Below are 16,908 nucleotides of genomic sequence, written 5' to 3' on the forward strand. Positions count from 1 at the left end.
AACATATCAAGAGAATCTCTGCTGTCGTCTACACAATTACCTGTGTGGTCTACTCTTCAAAAACCATGTTGTTTTTCGATATAAGTTTGCCTGTATCATTCAAAAAACGAACAGGTTATGAAAGCAAATCACCTCAGTTATATCGCGGCAATTTTCCTCATGCTGACATCTGCCTTAGCCTTCGGGCAGTACCGCATTTCAGGAACGGTAAAAGATGATAAAGGTAAAATCATTCCCGCCGCAAGTGTTTCATTAAGTCCGGCAGGAATGGCGACCAAAACCGACAGTACAGGGAATTTCAATTTAGAGGGTCTCAAAGGAAGCCAGACTTTGACGGTTTCTTCGATAGGTTACCGGTTATTTAGAAAAGAGATCAGGTCTGATTCATCAGTTCGTCTGGATGTGGTATTAAAACCAGATACCAGGACCCTTAACGAAGTGACCATTAGTGCGGGTTCTTTTGAGGCGAGCGATAAAGCCAAAGGAGCCTCACTTACCGCAATGGATGCATTTACGGTAGCCGGAAATAACGGTGACCTTGCACTGGCGCTGCGATCACTGCCCGGTGCGCAGCAGATCGGCGAAATGGACGGTCTTTTTGTGCGTGGCGGAACGGGAGAAGAAACCAAGCAGTTTATAGATGGTACGCTGCTTAAAAATCTCAATTACCCGAGGGTGCCTGGTGTGCAGCAATACGCAAGGGTGAGCCCGGTCCTGTTCAAGGGAATATTGTTCAGTTCCGGAGGTTATTCGGCGCTGTACGGACAGGCGATGAGCAGTGCGCTGATCCTGGAAAGTAATGAGCTGCCGGAAAAATCATCAGCCTATTTTGCCATCTTTCCGCCAAACTCCAATGCAGGGATCCAGCAATTGTCACCCAACAAAAAAAGCAGTTATGGGGTGACCCTGCGTTACACCAATGCATCATTTTATAATTCAGTTGTCAAACAAAAGCCCGATTATTTCAGCGGGCCGGAATACATCGAGGGTGATGCGAATTTCAGGATAAAAACAGGAAAGACGGGTATGGTTAAATTTTATACCAACTGGAACGTCAGTGATGTTGGTATGAGAAATCCTGATATTGACAATCCTACATTCAGGGCTGGCTATCAGGTAAAAGGCAAAAGTATCTATAATAACCTGAGCTACCGGAGTAACCTTTCTGACAGCTGGCAGGTTGATGCAGGTATGGCTTATAGCTATAATGAGGACCACACCGTCAACAGCCTGATCAATTCAGAAGGACAGGTCACTGATCCGGAGCATGAAGCATTAAGCTATAAGAACGGGCAGCGGCTGATCAAATCTGATTTCGCCCAGGGAAGACTGGTATTCACCAAAATGTTCTCCAATAACCAGGCTTTGCGTTTTGGCGCCGAGCATTTCTACAACCGGGACAGGGGGATGTCCAATGACAGTACCCTGGCACTTACCGATAATTTATCAGCAGCTTTTGCAGAAGGGGATATTTACCTGGCAGATGGTCTGGCCGCCAAGGTTGGCGCACGTATGGAGTATTCTTCTGCATTAAATGAGTTCGTAGTCGCCCCGCGGGCAAGCCTGGCTTACCGTCTAAAAAAAGGCGGGCAGTTTAACCTGGCTTATGGGATCTTTTACCAGAAACCACTGAACGATGTACTGTATCTTGACAGGGAACTGAAGTTTTCAAATGCCGCCCATTATGTGCTGAATTATACAAAAAAGGCCAACAACCGTTTCTTTCGCATTGAGGCTTATCGCAAGCAATATAGCGACCTGGTTAAAACAATGCCGGTAACAGACAATAGCGGAAGCGGCTATGCGCAGGGTCTGGAGCTCTTTTTCCGTGACAAGAAGTCGGTCAAAGACCTGGATTACTGGGTAACCTATACCTATCTGGATACCAAAAGGGATTTTCTGAATTACCCGTACGCGCTTCAGCCGGCCTTTGCGGCGCCGCATACGGCTACCATCGCAATTAAAAAGAGCTTCCCCGACATCAATACTTTTGTGAATGTTTCCTATGCAGTTGCTACGGGCAGGCCCTATTACGACATCAGGTATTCGGCAGGTGAAGGATACAGAATCTTTGACCAGGGAAAAACCAGGACTTACAGTGTCATGAACCTGCAGTTTGCGCACCTCTTTTCCGTTTTTAGTTCCTGGAAACAGAAGCCTGTATCGGGATTCAGTGTAGGCGTAAATAATATTCTGGGGACAAAACAGGTCTTTGGCTACAACTACAGCTTTGACGGGAGCAATAAAGTCGCTATAACCCCGCCGGCAGCCCGGTATTTCTATGCAGGGATATTTATGAGCTTCGGCATAGACCGTACATCCGACTTCATCGATAAGAATCTATAGTCAATTTTTAAAAATTAAAACCAATAGCATGAAAAAGTTAGTATTATCCATTCTGGCGCTGGTCATATTTCACATGACCGTTTCAGCACAGGAAACCACAGCTGCATTGCAGAGTGTGGTGACAAAATTAGATCAGGCCAAAAAAGCCAAAGATTATGAAGCCCTTGAAAAAGAGTTTCTGGCGGTTGCAGAACAGCAAAAAAGCTGGTTACCCTATTATTATGCTGCATTTTGTAATGCGAAAGTGGGCTTTATTAACCAGGACGACGGAGAAAGCATCGAGCCTTACAGCATCCGTGGTGAAGAGCAGGTGGAAAAGGCAAAATCGATGCTCGATACGGTCCGGCAAAAAAAGGAGCTTTCAGAACTCTTCACGGTACTGAGCATGGTGTACCGCACAAAGGTTTTCATCAACCCAATGACTTATGGCCGCAAATATGGCATCCTTTCGCAGCAGTACCGCGTAAAAGCGCAGGAGCTCGACCCAGAAAATCCGCGGGCACTTTATGTACAGGCATGGGAGCTGTACAAGACCCCAAAAATGTGGGGCGGAGATAAGGAAGCGGCTAAAAAACTGTCGGAGCGAAGCCTTGCGCTGCTTCAAAATACGAAAGCTGATGTGAACCCGCATTGGGGAAAGGCAGAAAATGAAGAATTAACTGGTAAAAATAAATAGATCATTAACAATTTAAATTTAGGAATCATGGGATTTGGAGCGATTATCATCATACGACTGCTGTTTGCGGTTTGTATGGTATTTATTATTGGATATGTTTTTGGCGGGTTTTCTAAAAATCCGACTCTGGCGACACTGACAAAAGTGGCTGCAATACTGGCTATCGTGCTGTTCATCGCAGCCAATGCTTTGTCGATGCGGTTTGCTTTTGGTAAATGCGGCCCTGGTAAATGGAACTGCACTGAAGTAAGTGCCCCAAAACGATAATAACTTTTTTATTCATGTCATCAATTAATTGCTAAATTGATGACATGAATAAAAAAGTTGTTTTTTCTGCTTTGCTGGTTGTTTTCTCTTTTGGCCTGTCTTACGGTCAGAACAGCACTTCTGCTATTAAAATTGGCGTCAGGCTGATTTCTGATCAGCTGGCTTATCCTACAGCTTTTGCTGAACCTAAAGATAAATCGGGAAGGCTGTTCGTTGCTGAACAAAAAGGCAAGATCAGGATTATCAGTAAAGGTGTGCTTCTGGAAAGACCTTTTTTAGACATCACTGAAGATGTACTGATGATGAACAGCGGCGACGAAATGGGTCTGCTTGGTTTTGCGTTTCATCCTTTGTTTGCGGAAAACGGCAAATTTTATGTTTTTTTTAGTAAACGTGTGCAGAGAAAGCCGGGATTGGACCACCGGAGTGTGATCCGCGAATACAGGGTATCTGCAAAAGATCCGAATCTGGCCGACAAGACTACCGCGCGGGAAGTAATGTCTTATGATGAGCCGGAGTCTAACCACAATGGCGGTGACATCAAGTTTGGGCCTGATGGCTTTTTATATATCGGTATTGGCGATGGCGGCGCCTACAACGATCTTCACGGAGAGTTTGGGAACGGGCAGAACCTCAATGTAGTGTTTGGTAAAATTTTGCGGATCGATATTGACAAACCGCCTTATGGAATTCCTGCTGATAACCCGTTTGTCGGGAAGGAAAATGTGCGGCCCGAGATTTTTGCTTATGGTTTCAGAAATCCATGGCGGATCAGTTTTGACAAGGTCGACGGGAGGCTTTTTGCCGGGGATGTTGGGCAGAAGAACTGGGAAGAAATAGATCTCGTAACTAAAGGTGGCAATTATGGCTGGAGGGTGAGGGAGGGTACTCATATTAAGACTCCCGGCGATCCTGATCCAAAGAACTGGATCAACCCGATTATTGACTATGGCCGGCAGGAAGGCATCAGTGTCACCGGCGGTTATGTTTACCGTGGCAGACAGATTCCTTCCCTGAGCGGTAAATACATATTTGGAGATCTCATGGGCCCCGTCTGGGCCCTGACGGATGTCAAAAAAGAACTTTGGAGTAAAGAAAAGCTATCCATTTCCCGTGATCCGGGAAGCTGGCAGATCTATAGTTTCGGCGAGGACCAGGCCGGTGAGCTGTACATCCTTTCAGTGCTGATGGAAAGCGGTAAGGGTGCGGTCTATAAAATAGTTCCTGGCAAATAATGCCCCTCATCTGCACAGTAAAGTGACAAATGAAGAGATATATTTATGCAGTAAAGAGATTATATTTGTGATAAGCATTAAATTATTACCGTTGCATATGAATATAAGATCTTTTTTACCGGCTTTGATGATCTCCGTATTGTCTTTGAGCTCTGCTTGTTATGGCCAGGCAGGTACATCGCCCGTCAAACTGGATGTCAAACTAATCACTGACCAGCTTTCACATCCTACCGGCTTCGCCGAACCCAAAGACAAGTCCGAAAGGCTATTTGTGATCGAGCAGGAGGGCCGTATTATAATCATCAAAAATGGTCAGCTCCTGCCTGTACCTTTTTTGGATATTAAGGATGAAGTATTAAAGAATGATGGTTACGACGAGCGTGGTTTGCTCGGTATAGCCTTTCATCCGGATTACGCCAAAAATGGTAAGTTTTATATCTATCGCAGTGTGCGTGCCCAGAAGGCGAAAGGGCTTGATCATAAAAGTGAAGTCCGCGAGTATACCGTCTCAAAACAAAACCCGGATGTGGCAGATAAATCAAGTTCCAGATTAGTAATGGAGTTTGACCAACCGGAAAGCAATCATAACGGCGGTGACCTGAAGTTTGGGCCAGACGGGTTCCTATACATCGCATCGGGCGATGGCGGGGGTGGTGACGACAAGCATGGTGAATTTGGGAACGGACAGAATTTAAATACGGTTTTGGGTAAAATCCTCAAGATCGATGTAAATCAGCAGCCTTATGGCATTCCAAAGGACAATCCATTTGTGGGAAAAGATGGTGTTCGTCCGGAAATCTATGCTTATGGCGTAAGGAACCCCTGGAGAATTAGTTTTGACAAGCTAAACGGGAGACTTTTTGCCGGTGAGGTTGGTCAGAATGCATGGGAGGAAGTGGATATCATTACTAAAGGCGGTAACTATGGCTGGAGGATCAGGGAAGGGCTGCACGATAAATTTCCTAATGATCCTGGTGCAAAAAACTGGATAGACCCGATTGCCGAATATCCGCATAGTGAAGGGATCAGCATTACGGGCGGTTTTGTATACCGGGGCAAACAAATCCCGGGGCTCCAGGGGAAATATGTTTTTGCAGACTGGATGGGGCCTGTTTGGGCGCTTACCGACGTGAAAAAACCACTATGGGAAAGAGAAAAGTTGTCGATTTCACATCCTGCGGGCTACTGGCAGGTTTATAGCTTTGGTGAAGACCAGGCAGGAGAGCTTTATATTTTAGCGGTAATGCTGGATTCGAATAAGGGAGCATTGTATAAAATTGTGACCGGAAAATAAGCTGCCTTTGTAATTTCTTAATATTGGTGTAAATTGTCATTAAATTAAAGGGCGGATAATTTAACCATGGCCATAAGGAAACCATATTCTGATCAGGAAATTCTTTTGATTGCAAGAGCCGATACCGGAAAGGCTTTTGAAATCGCTTTTGATCAATACTGGTCTCCGCTATACCATCAGGCCTATAAAAAAACACAGTCAAAAGACCTGTCAAAGGACCTGGTCCAGGATGTGTTTATTGCCTTGTGGGACAACCTTGGCGCCCTGGCACAGCAGGACAGTCTTTTGCCTTATTTGTATACCATCCTCCGCAATAATACCCTCAAACAGTTTGAAAAGGACACTGTCAGGATGAAACACGCCATGAAACGGGTGGAGTATAATGATGATTTTGAACTTACCTCCCATCACATATTACTGAGTAAAGAACTGTACGCAATCATAGCCGATGAGATTTCAAAAATGCCTGCGCGGATGAAGGAAATTTATGGGCTCAAAAGAGAACAGAACTTTAGTATCAGGCAAATCGCCGAAGAGCTGGGCCTGTCTGAACAAACCGTAAAAAACCAGTTGCATACCGCAACCATCAGGTTAAAAGAACGGGTTAGAATTTATGATCCTTCCTTAATGTCGATCGCATTGATGGTTTCGGGTCTGTACTATTTTACGCATTGCTGATAGTAAATTTCTCAATTTAAAAAACTTCATATTTCTTATAGTACTTTTTAATTTCTGAGCGGTTATGTACCGAAAAGAGATCAAGTGAAACTCAAAGACATCAGCGAACTTATAAAGAAATACAACCGGGGTGAGGCCAGTGAAGCGGAAGAGGCATTGATCATCGAGTGGTATGAAAGAATTGAAGGAGGCGCACCACGGTTTGCAAGTGGTGAGTTTGAACGGCTGAAAACCCGGGTTTCTCAGCAGCTTATGAAACATCGTTCCGGAAAATTGCCGTCTGTTAGGGGCATTTCTTTATGGCGGTATATTGCTGTTGCTGCTTCGGTAATTGTTGTGTTTAGTGCAGGCATCTGGTTTTACACGTTACGTCATCCTGATACTGAAACAAGTTCAGCACAGGCTGCGGTCAATGACATTGCGCCGGGCAAAAAGGGTGCAACGATAACGCTTGCTGATGGTAAGGTGATTGCGTTGAGTGGTGCGAAGAATGGAGTGGTGATAGGAGGTGCGGTAAAATACTCGGACGGGAGTACCGTTCGGTACTCCTCCGGGACTAGCTCTTCAGGTTCGCTGAAGGGCTCACAGAATAGCTCAGGCCCCGTCGGAGTACGCTCACTTACTCCCACCGAGTTGCAGGGCGCAGATGGGAAGGCGCAGATTTTAACGGCAGGCACTGCTAAGGGACAGACATATCAATTTACTTTGCCGGATGGTACTAAGGTGTGGCTTAATGCTGCTTCATCCCTTAAATTTCCATCTTCTTTTAGTAAGTTATCTGCGCGGGCTGTCGAATTAAGCGGTGAGGGCTACTTTGAGGTATTTAAGGATAAAAGCAGACCATTTATAGTTAAAAGTACAGATCAGCGGGTAGAGGTTTTCGGAACGCATTTTAACATTAACAGTTACACAGATGAGCCGGTCACAAAAACAAGTCTTCTCGAAGGTTCAGTTGGCATTGAGAGCGCCCGTGGGGGATCTTCGGCACGGCTGAAACCTGGCCAGCAGGCGATCAGTACACATGATGGGATCAAGCTGATTGAAGGAATGGCAACTGATGCGGTCGACTGGAAAAATGGTGAATTCATATTTAATGACGAACCCTTGGAAAGCATCATGCGGAAAGTAGCAAGGTGGTACGACGTTGAAATCATATATAAAGGGATTGATCGGAAGGAGACTTTTGGCGGATCGATCTCCCGCTTTGAAAATGTTTCAAAAGTACTGGAAAACCTGCAATTGACAGGCGGCATCCAGTTTAAGATCGAAGGGAGAAAAGTGATCGTGACGAGTCAGGAATAAGAAACAACGGCCGAACTGTTCAAAATGGACAGACGGGATTAAACATAACCAACCAATTAACCAAAACCTAAATGAAATGAAGACACGTTACAAAAAAGACCCTTAACAGGATTGAGAAAAGACAGGCAGGCATATGTTCCTCATCTCAAAGAATAAAAACACCAAATCCTGATGTGCAATCAGGATCTGGTGACATCTGGCCTCGTCAACAACAAAGTTATCAACTGTTTAACCGCAGGTGCCCCAGGGTTCAATCAAAGGCATTCTGCTTAACCAAACTAAACAAACTTAGGTAAAACTGCCGTCAAAAGCAAGTTTGCAGTCCTCGCCGGATGCCTGTTTGTTGAACAACAACAACAAAATGAATACAATTTTTACCAGCAAACCGGGTATACTTAAAGGGTATATCCATAAAATTTGGCTTATTATGCGATTAACCACCGTGATATTGATAGCTACTTTGATGCAGGTCAGCGCTGCGACGCTTGCTCAGAGCATAACCATGCAGCAAAACCGGGCCAGTATAAAACAGGTCTTTGAACAGATCAAACTACAAACCGGTTATAATATCGTATGGAAATCGTCGCAGTTGAAAAACAAGCGGCAGATCAGTGCAAACTTCAAAAATATGAAGGTTGATGAAGTGCTGAACCAGGTCCTTTCGGATCAGGGTTTGGGTTACACTGTAAACGGGAAAACCATTGTGATCCGGGAAAAAGAACCTGTTTTACAGAATTTACTGAACACGGCTGTCTTAAACATTGATATTAAAGGACTTGTAACTGATGAAGCAGGCATGCCATTGGCCGGGGTCAGCATAAAGGTGAAGGACAAAAATATTGGAGCTTCCACAGATACTAACGGAAAGTTCAGCATCAATACTCCTGAAGGAAGTGTGCTCGTTGTCAGCTTCATCGGCTACATCACCCGGGAAATTCTTGTAGCCGGTAAAACGGAAATCAACATCACCTTACAGGAAAACATTTCGAAATTAACAGAGGTTGTGGTCACCGGATATTCCTCGCAGATCAGGAATACACTCACAACAGCCATCTCCAAACTGGACAACAGGATTTTAGAAAATGTCCCTTATCAAAACCTGGCGACAGCGCTGCAGGGAGCACTGCCTGGAGTTAGGGTACAGTCTACATCCGGTCAGCCGGGAGCCGCACCGCGGGTAATTGTAAGGGGTGGTACGTCTATAAACAATCCAAACGGTGCGGTTCCGTTATATATTGTAGACGGAATTATAAGGGGTGATCTGGACGATATTTCTGCTGATGATATTGAATCTATGCAGGTGCTTAAAGATGCCGCCGCCACGTCTATCTACGGGGCCAGGGGCTCAAATGGAGTAGTGCTGGTGAAGACCAAATCAGGAAAACCGGGGCCAACCAAAGTAACTTATAAATATGATGTGACTTCCTCTAATACGATCATTGATTATGAATATGTCGGGGCAAGAGATTACATCAACGCCATACGCTCATCGGTGAGGGGTGTCGGCCGTTCCGGAGGGGCGACTTCCGAAAACACCCTGCTGACAGAGGCACGGGCTTATGGAACAGGCAACGATCTGACCAAAAATACGCAGGCTACCACACAGTATCTTACACCTGCGAATCAATACAAACTGAACGAAGGCTGGGAAAGCATGCCAGATCCGGCAGACCCCACAAAGACCATTATTTTCAAGAATACAGATTTCAGCAAGTATGTTTACAGGACAGGTCTTTCGCAAAATCATCATGTTTCCATAGCGGGAGGCACAGAGCGCTCGACCTTCAGTGCCGGCGTAGGTTATATGTCTGCCCAGGGAACAATCAGGAATACCGATTACCAGAGGCTCAGTATGAACCTGAATGGGGATATCAAGGCAAGAGACAACCTCTCGTTTAATGCTCGTGTGAATTATACAGGTTCGGGCGACAACAGTAACCGCCTTCTGGGCAGTCCGGCAAATATTGCCCTGAGGTATGCTGCCCTGGCTCCTTCCATGAAGTACAGCTACGAAGACGGAGAACTTGCCCATGGCCGTGATGCGGGTATCGGGAATCCAGACTATTACTTTCCCCTGTTTGATGTGAAAGGCGATGAAATGCAAAAACAAAAACTAACGCTGTCGCTTGGCTCGCACTGGGAGCTGTTGCCAGGACTGTCTTTTGACCCTCAGGTATCCATGTACAACCAGGAGGCCCGGATTGATCTTTTCCAGCCAGCTTTTTATTCAGGTGTCATCGCGCGGACACTCAACAATGCCCGCGCTACCTCAGCCACACAGGGCTCATTCAGACAAAAACAAGTTGATGCACTTTTTAATTATAAAAAACAATTTGGCGGTAAGCACAACTTAAGTGCTGTTGCAGGATTTACTTATTTTGGCAGGGATACCACGACCTTAGTTGCCAGCGGCCGCGGAGCGGCTACAGATAATATCATTACGCTCAATGCTGCTGCTACTCCTGTTTCTGTATCCAGCTCGTTAAACCAGCGCGGGATCATGTCTTACCTGTACGGTATAAACTATGACTATGAGCAAAAATATCTTTTAACGCTTAATGGAAGGTATGACGGGGCTTCTAACCTTGGGAACTCCTACAAGTGGGGGTTTTTCCCGGGTTTTTCTGCCGGCTGGAATATGCATGAAGAGAATTTCTGGAAAGCATTGCCACCTGATCTTTTACGCGTAAAACTGCGTGCCAGTTATGGTGTCAATGGTAATATCTCAGGCCTCGGGGATTATGAATCTCAGGGTATATACTCTGCCAACGCAATTTACCTCGGGAGTTCAGCCATTCAGAATACGCTTTTTCCCAATCCTACTTTGCGATGGGAAGAGTCCAAAACCCTCGATTTCGGCGCTGATATCGGACTCTTCAAAAACAGGATAAACATCTTGTTTGATGTGTTCAGAAGGGTTACAGACAACCTGCTGACGAATCTAAGTTTACCGCCTTCTACAGGTTTTGGGACCATAAAGACGAACTATGGAAGCCTGGAAGGAAAAGGCATTGAGCTGGAGCTAAGTGCCCGGATCCTGCCGCCTTCATCAGCTTTTCAATGGGAAGCTTCTTTTAATGCAGCGCAAATTAAAAACACCATACGGGAACTGCCACCAAGCGGCGTGGAAAAGAACCGTGTAGGCGGCATGCAGATCTGGGATGCTAAAACCCAGACCTATGTCTGGGCCGGCGGATTGCAGGAAGGCGGACGCATTGGGGATCTCTTTGCTTACAAACAAATAGGCATCTATGCTACCGACGCGGATGCTGCAAATGCCCCTGTAGATATGCTGAACGGCGCCAGAAATAATCCAAATGGAAAGGCAGCCGCGGGAGATGTGATCTGGCAGGATACGGATGGCAATGGCATCATCAATGCTTTTGATGCAGTTTATATAGGCAATCCTTTCCCGGTATGGACGGGTGGGTTTTCCAATTACTTCAACTACAAGAATTTCAATTTATCGGTGTGTATGGATTATGCCACAGGACATACCAGCTATAATCAGCTGCAGCAGATCTCCAATTCAAATGGTACCGGCGATTCAAGCCCCTCAAAACAATTCTGGGAACAATCCTGGAAGCAGCAGGGCGACGTGACGGATGTGCCGCGATATGTCTACCTGGATACAAAATCAAACATCACCAGGGGAAACAGTACCTATTACACCAAATCAGATTACCTCGCTTTGAGGGAGGTGACCCTGAGCTATACCATACCCCTGAAGGTAATGCAGAAACTGAAGATGAACAGTTTGAGGCTGAATGCGACCGGAAACAACCTGCATTATTTCAGGCAGCCGGTGCGTAACGGAGTAATACCCAATAATACGGAAGACGGAGGAACGGATAATGGCCGCTATGCCTTACCCCGGAATTTCATCTTTGGCGCAACGCTTACCTTCTAATCATAAAGTATAAAATCATGAAAGAAATATATAAAATTCTGATAGGTATGGCCCTGATCACAGGTCTTATGCCATCTTGCAAAAAGGCCATTGACCTGGAACCGGTGAGTTCGATAACTGCTGCGTCCTTCTGGAAAACGGAAAGTGATGCTCTGGCAGGCACAAACGCAATGTACCATCAATTGAGGCTTCAGGCCACCAACCAGGGCAATCAATACAATACCTTCTTTTTTGGGGAGGCCAGGAGTGATGTCTTTGTAACTGGTACAGCAGCTCCGCTTTTCAATCTCTATTATGAGAATTTACTGACACCTGCAAGCGCAGGTCCGTCCTGGCAGGGATATTATACCATTATCAATACGGCCAACCTGGTCATCAAATACGTACCTTCTATTACGTTTTCGTCTGAAGCGGCTAAAAACGCGGTACTGGCTGAGGCTTATACGATGAGGGCTTATGTCTATTTCATCATGACGAAAACCTGGGGAGACCTGATCATCCGTACCGAGCATATGGAAGGATATGACCCTGCAACGGGCAGCCTGAGCGAGAGATCACCTAAGGAAGCGGTTTTTAGCCTGATCAAAGCTGATCTGGAAAAGGCAATCCAGCTATATCCGGGCAATGCGCTCGGCACCGGCCGCGCTAAGTGGTCAAAGCCTGCAGCCAACGCAGTTAAAGCCGAAGTTTATTTGTGGACCGGCAAACGGCTGAACGGTGGTGCCGCGGATTTCAATACGGCCCTTGCTGCGATCAACGAAGTGCAGACAGCTGCCCCGCTGAGCCTGCTGACAAACTTTGCTGACGTTTTTAGCTATACCAATAAAGGCAATAATGAGATCATCATGGGCCTGCGTCTGGCGGATGGTGAAGGAGCCACCGGGTATACCAATTACAGCTACGGTATGAGTGTTCCTGTCTGCACGCCTCAGGCAGACAAAGATGCTATCGGTGTGCAGAATCCGGGAACGATTTCTAATCACAATTGGCAGCTCTCGCCGGCCGTGCGCAATAAATTTACTGATGATGACCAAAGAAAGCGCAGCACCTTTATCGACTTGTATACCTATAATGCTCAGTGTGTTCAGACCGGCTATTCGGGTACGGTTACCATGAAGTTTAAAGGCACGGTGATCAATTCAGTGCGTGCGTTTCTGGATGATGTCATCATTTTCAGGCTTGCGGATATTTTACTGATGAAAGCCGAGGTTAAAAACGCAATAGGCCAGGACCCGTCTGCGGAGATCAACCAGGTCAGACAGCGGGCCTACGGGATAAATTACCCCGCCCATATTTTTGTAAGCGGCAGTCAGGCTCAGAACGATGAAGCCATTTTAAATGAAAGGCTGCTCGAACTGGTGGTCGAAGGCAAAAGGTGGTGGGATTTGGTGCGTTTTGGAAAGGCCTATGAGCTGGTTCCAAGTCTGGCCGCTCAGCCTGATCCGAATCAGCATCTGCTGCTCTTCCCGATTTCCAATGCTGTTCTTTCCCTTGAACCGAATGTGAGGCAGAATCCGGGCTACTGATGACCAATATTATTGGGCTGGTCTTAGCGGTTTACTGTAAGACCGGCCCTTATCTCTCCAATCTAAATTAATGTTATGAGAATATATTTATTTATACTCGGGCTAATGACCTGTTTATCTGCGCAGGTTTTTGCGCAATCCTCAATTGTTCAGCTTTACCATCCGCCTATAAAAAAGGTAGATAGTTTGCCTGCCAGTTCGCAGATGTGGATGCAGTTTCCGAGGGCCTTCGGTTTTGATGAAGTAAAGACAGATGGTGACTTGACCAGGAAAATCCTGTTGAGCTGGGCAATAAGTGCAGACAATAAGGATACCATTCCGCGTTTTCACCACAGGATCACCCCGAACGGAGGAGAGGGGTACTGGGCTAAAGTAAGAAACCAGATTAAAGTAAATTTTGGCAACGCCCTGAAAAAAAGAGATGGAACCATCATCTGCATGCCTACTTCAGTAGTGCGCGATTTGGATGGGATAAATGAGCGTCAGTTCGAAATTAAATATCACAAATCGATAGATAATGGGCTCACTTTTGATACGCTTACTGCCACATTAAATTTTCCGGCTCCAATGTATGTCAATTGGGTAATCATTACCAGAGGCATATTTGAATCAGAAGGAGCATTATACCTGCCGTTTTATGCTGCTTATCAGGGCATCACTGGCTCAAGGTGTGTTCTGGTAAAATCTGTTGACCAGGGCGTTACATGGAACTGGGTTGGTGACATTACAAGCCCGGGTAAAGATGCCGGTGCATCATACGATGAAGTAACTGTTGCAGTATGCAGTAATGGCGATTTTCTAGCTGTATTCAGGGCTGGTCAACGTGTACCCATCAAATACTGCCGGTCTACGGATAAAGGGCTACATTGGACTCAAGCTGCCTTTCTTCCGGGATTGGGAGGTGCATCAACCAGTGGTGATGATTTTAACGAGAGTGTTGATCCTTTTTTACAGCTGATGCCGAATGGAATCATGATGCTCAGTTATGGCCGCCCAAATTCGCATATGGCTTTTTCTTACGATGGTAATGGTGACAACTGGACTTATCCAATGACTACTTTTGCTGAAAGCCCGGGTTTATGGTCCCTCGCTGTCAAAGGAAAACAATCAACCAATTACCTGGCAACAGTACCGCTTGGTTACAACCGGTTTATACAATACGGGGATACCGGGGCAGATTGGGTTTATCACACTAGTGATGACCCTTACATCCCCCTGCGTCATCCCAACCCAAATCCTTTTAGCATCTGGCAGAAATCTTTTGAGATCGTGACCAACCGCCAAAACAGGATCGACCTCAAGAAGAAAATTCTTGGAGGATGGGCAAATGTGATGACGGCACAAACCACCCTTAATTATACAGATGCAAATCACCCCGAGACCAGGCACTTAGGTGCCTTTGACGGAAGTGTGGATTATTGGAGCTCTGCTATCGGTACAGGCAGTGGCGTTTTACAGCTGGATCTTCAGAAAAAGTACAACATCAATTCTGTTGGTCTGGCCATGCTTTATGATAAGGTACAGTCGGCCAAAGTAGAGCTTTCTGAGGATTTGAGCAGCTGGGTGGAGGTTGCCGCTTATGCAGCTCATCCAGATAGTACTCACCGCAACATCCATTATAAGGATATTCCCCCTAGGCTGGCCCGATACGTCAGGGTTACGGTGTCTGGTTCTGGACAGATAGGTATTGCTGAACTTGAATTGTACCAGACCGCCAGTACTTTTGAAGCCAATGCCGCTACCCCAACAAGTGTAGTTCATGGCATGATCCCTTACGGGTATGCGCTTTATGGCAACATAGCAAGTAAACACGGGATCTCTGTGCGGGATGTTTACGGATATCAGAGCAATCGGGCACTTACTTTATATGATGGCAATGAAGGTTATATCGCAGGGATAAAAAAGATTGAGGCAGCAAGTAATAAAAAGACCCTTGAATTTCGTTTTCGTGCAGTAACCATCCCTACTGGCCAGTTTATAAGTATGCGGATTTTAGGCATGGCTTCTGGGTCAGAAAATACAATTTTTTATCTGGCTGTGATGCCTGACGGATCAATTAAAGCTAATGAGGGGGGAGGTTTCACAAAGGTCATTGCAGGTGCAAATACGATACCCAGAGGTACCACTTCGGCATGGAACCTCCTGAAAATTGAAGCAGATGAATCCGCTAACCTTGCAACGATTTACCTGAATGGGACACCCCTTAATACCTGTACGATGTTCCAGGCCCCTTCGGCTGCCACTACGCTGACCGGTCTTGCTTTTGCTAGTTATGGAACAGATACCTTTGGTGAGCTGGTTTATTTCGATGACATTAATTTTTACAACCCGGATACTGAAGAGCCGAGCGGGATAGCAGCAAATGCAGCAGCCAGAGAAATCCAGCTCAATAAAAAGCTGGACGGCGAAAACGAAGAATTAACGGGAAAATTTTCAATAGCCCTGTCTCCAAACCCTACCAGCGAATTTGTTAAATTAACGGTTCGGAATGCTGCAAAAGGACTTTATGAGGTTCATTTTTCTGACATGCTGGCCAGAAGGGTTAAAAGCCTGATTTACAATTCGGCGGGTGAAACAGATGTACAGGAGATTCCGATCTCCTCACTTTCATCAGGAATTTATATCGTTACGGTAAGGCAAGGCAGTCACATCACACAAAAGAAGCTGATCGTCAAATAATCTCCTGTATTTGGTAATAGCGTTGTTACTTAGACTTGGTTATAAGATTTATAAATTTAACTGAAGTTCTAAAACGCACGTAATGAACAAATATAAGTCTCTCTATCTGAGCTCAATGAGGTCGGCATTAATTCTGCTGATCTCATTGATGCATTGCGCCGGTGCCTTTTCGCTTACAGTATATGTTTCGCCGGAAGGCAAAGACAGTAATCCGGGGACATCAAAAGCCCCTTTTGCCAGTTTAAACGCCGCAAAGGCCTACATCAGCCAGCTGCGCAAAAAACAACCACTCGCTGAACCCGCCGAGATTATCATTACGCCTGGAATTTATTACCTGACGGACCCCATGGAATTTACTGCCGAGGATTCTGGTACTGCTGCAGCGCCATTAATCATCCGGGGCAAAAAAGGCGCAAGATGTGTTTTTACCGGAGCTGTCCGCCTTCCCATATTCCAAAAAGTATCAGATCATTTGTGGAAAGTTGAGTTGGGTGATATGGGTAAGTACGGTGGTGATATTCAGCAGCTTTTTGTGAATGGCAAAAGGGCAATAAGTGCCAGAACACCCAATGAAGGCACTGATTTTAAAGTGAAAAGCGTTGCCGAAATTGAGGTGGATGCCAATAAGAGATCTGCGGTTCAAAAGATTACGCTAACTGCCGAACAGCTTGGTGTATTGCCGGTAAATAAACCTTTGGAGGATCTGGTCATCTCGGTAAACCACGCCTGGGACAGGACCAAAAAGCACGTGCGCAGAGTCTCTTTTTTCGAATCCGCAGTTTACATTGGGGGCAAGCCCATGCAGCCCTGGAATAAGCTGGACAACAGCGCACAGTTCTTTTTCGAAGGCGAAAAAGATTTTTTAGATGCAGGCGGCGAATTTTTTACAGATCCGGACGGGATTGTGTTTTATGTACCGAGAGATGGCGAGAATATAGAGAACAGTATAGCCCTGGTGCCTGTCATTCAGCAGCTTTTGGTGATTAAAGGTACAG

General features: G+C 45.8%; 10 protein-coding genes and 1 pseudogene. All 11 read left to right on the forward strand.

Annotated elements, in window-relative coordinates; all coding sequences use genetic code 11:
* Positions 1-117: 117 nt before the first annotated feature.
* On the forward strand, positions 118-2,346 hold the full coding sequence (locus VK541_RS12950; RefSeq protein WP_324370717.1) for a TonB-dependent receptor: 2,229 nt from the start codon (positions 118-120) through the stop codon (positions 2,344-2,346).
* 28 nt (positions 2,347-2,374) lie between these two features.
* Complete coding sequence (locus VK541_RS12955; protein ID WP_324370719.1) at positions 2,375-3,022, forward strand: hypothetical protein; 648 nt, start codon at positions 2,375-2,377, stop codon at positions 3,020-3,022.
* 27 nt (positions 3,023-3,049) lie between these two features.
* Positions 3,050-3,289: a hypothetical protein gene (locus tag VK541_RS12960; protein WP_324370721.1), complete on the forward strand. Its 240-nt coding sequence runs from the start codon at positions 3,050-3,052 to the stop codon at positions 3,287-3,289.
* 44 nt (positions 3,290-3,333) lie between these two features.
* Positions 3,334-4,524, forward strand: coding sequence for a PQQ-dependent sugar dehydrogenase (locus tag VK541_RS12965; protein ID WP_324370722.1), 1,191 nt, complete (start codon positions 3,334-3,336; stop codon positions 4,522-4,524).
* A 97-nt stretch (positions 4,525-4,621) separates the two neighbouring features.
* Complete coding sequence (locus VK541_RS12970; RefSeq protein ID WP_324370725.1) at positions 4,622-5,818, forward strand: PQQ-dependent sugar dehydrogenase; 1,197 nt, start codon at positions 4,622-4,624, stop codon at positions 5,816-5,818.
* 66 nt (positions 5,819-5,884) lie between these two features.
* Positions 5,885-6,496, forward strand: coding sequence for an RNA polymerase sigma factor (locus tag VK541_RS12975; RefSeq protein ID WP_324370727.1), 612 nt, complete (start codon positions 5,885-5,887; stop codon positions 6,494-6,496).
* 84 nt (positions 6,497-6,580) lie between these two features.
* On the forward strand, positions 6,581-7,798 hold the full coding sequence (locus VK541_RS12980; RefSeq protein ID WP_324370729.1) for a FecR family protein: 1,218 nt from the start codon (positions 6,581-6,583) through the stop codon (positions 7,796-7,798).
* 427 nt (positions 7,799-8,225) lie between these two features.
* On the forward strand, positions 8,226-11,708 hold the full coding sequence (locus VK541_RS12985; protein ID WP_324370730.1) for a TonB-dependent receptor: 3,483 nt from the start codon (positions 8,226-8,228) through the stop codon (positions 11,706-11,708).
* A gap of 17 nt (positions 11,709-11,725) precedes the next feature.
* Complete coding sequence (locus VK541_RS12990) at positions 11,726-13,234, forward strand: RagB/SusD family nutrient uptake outer membrane protein (RefSeq protein ID WP_324370732.1); 1,509 nt, start codon at positions 11,726-11,728, stop codon at positions 13,232-13,234.
* Between the two features lie 75 nt (positions 13,235-13,309).
* A complete protein-coding gene (locus VK541_RS12995) occupies positions 13,310-15,913 on the forward strand; it encodes a discoidin domain-containing protein (protein WP_324370734.1) in 2,604 nt (867 codons plus the stop codon).
* 82 nt (positions 15,914-15,995) lie between these two features.
* Positions 15,996-16,908: pseudogene (locus tag VK541_RS13000) on the forward strand (hypothetical protein); the annotation flags it as partial.

The sequence above is a fragment of the Pedobacter sp. genome (assembly GCF_035317785.1).
Taxonomy (GTDB): domain Bacteria; phylum Bacteroidota; class Bacteroidia; order Sphingobacteriales; family Sphingobacteriaceae; genus Pedobacter.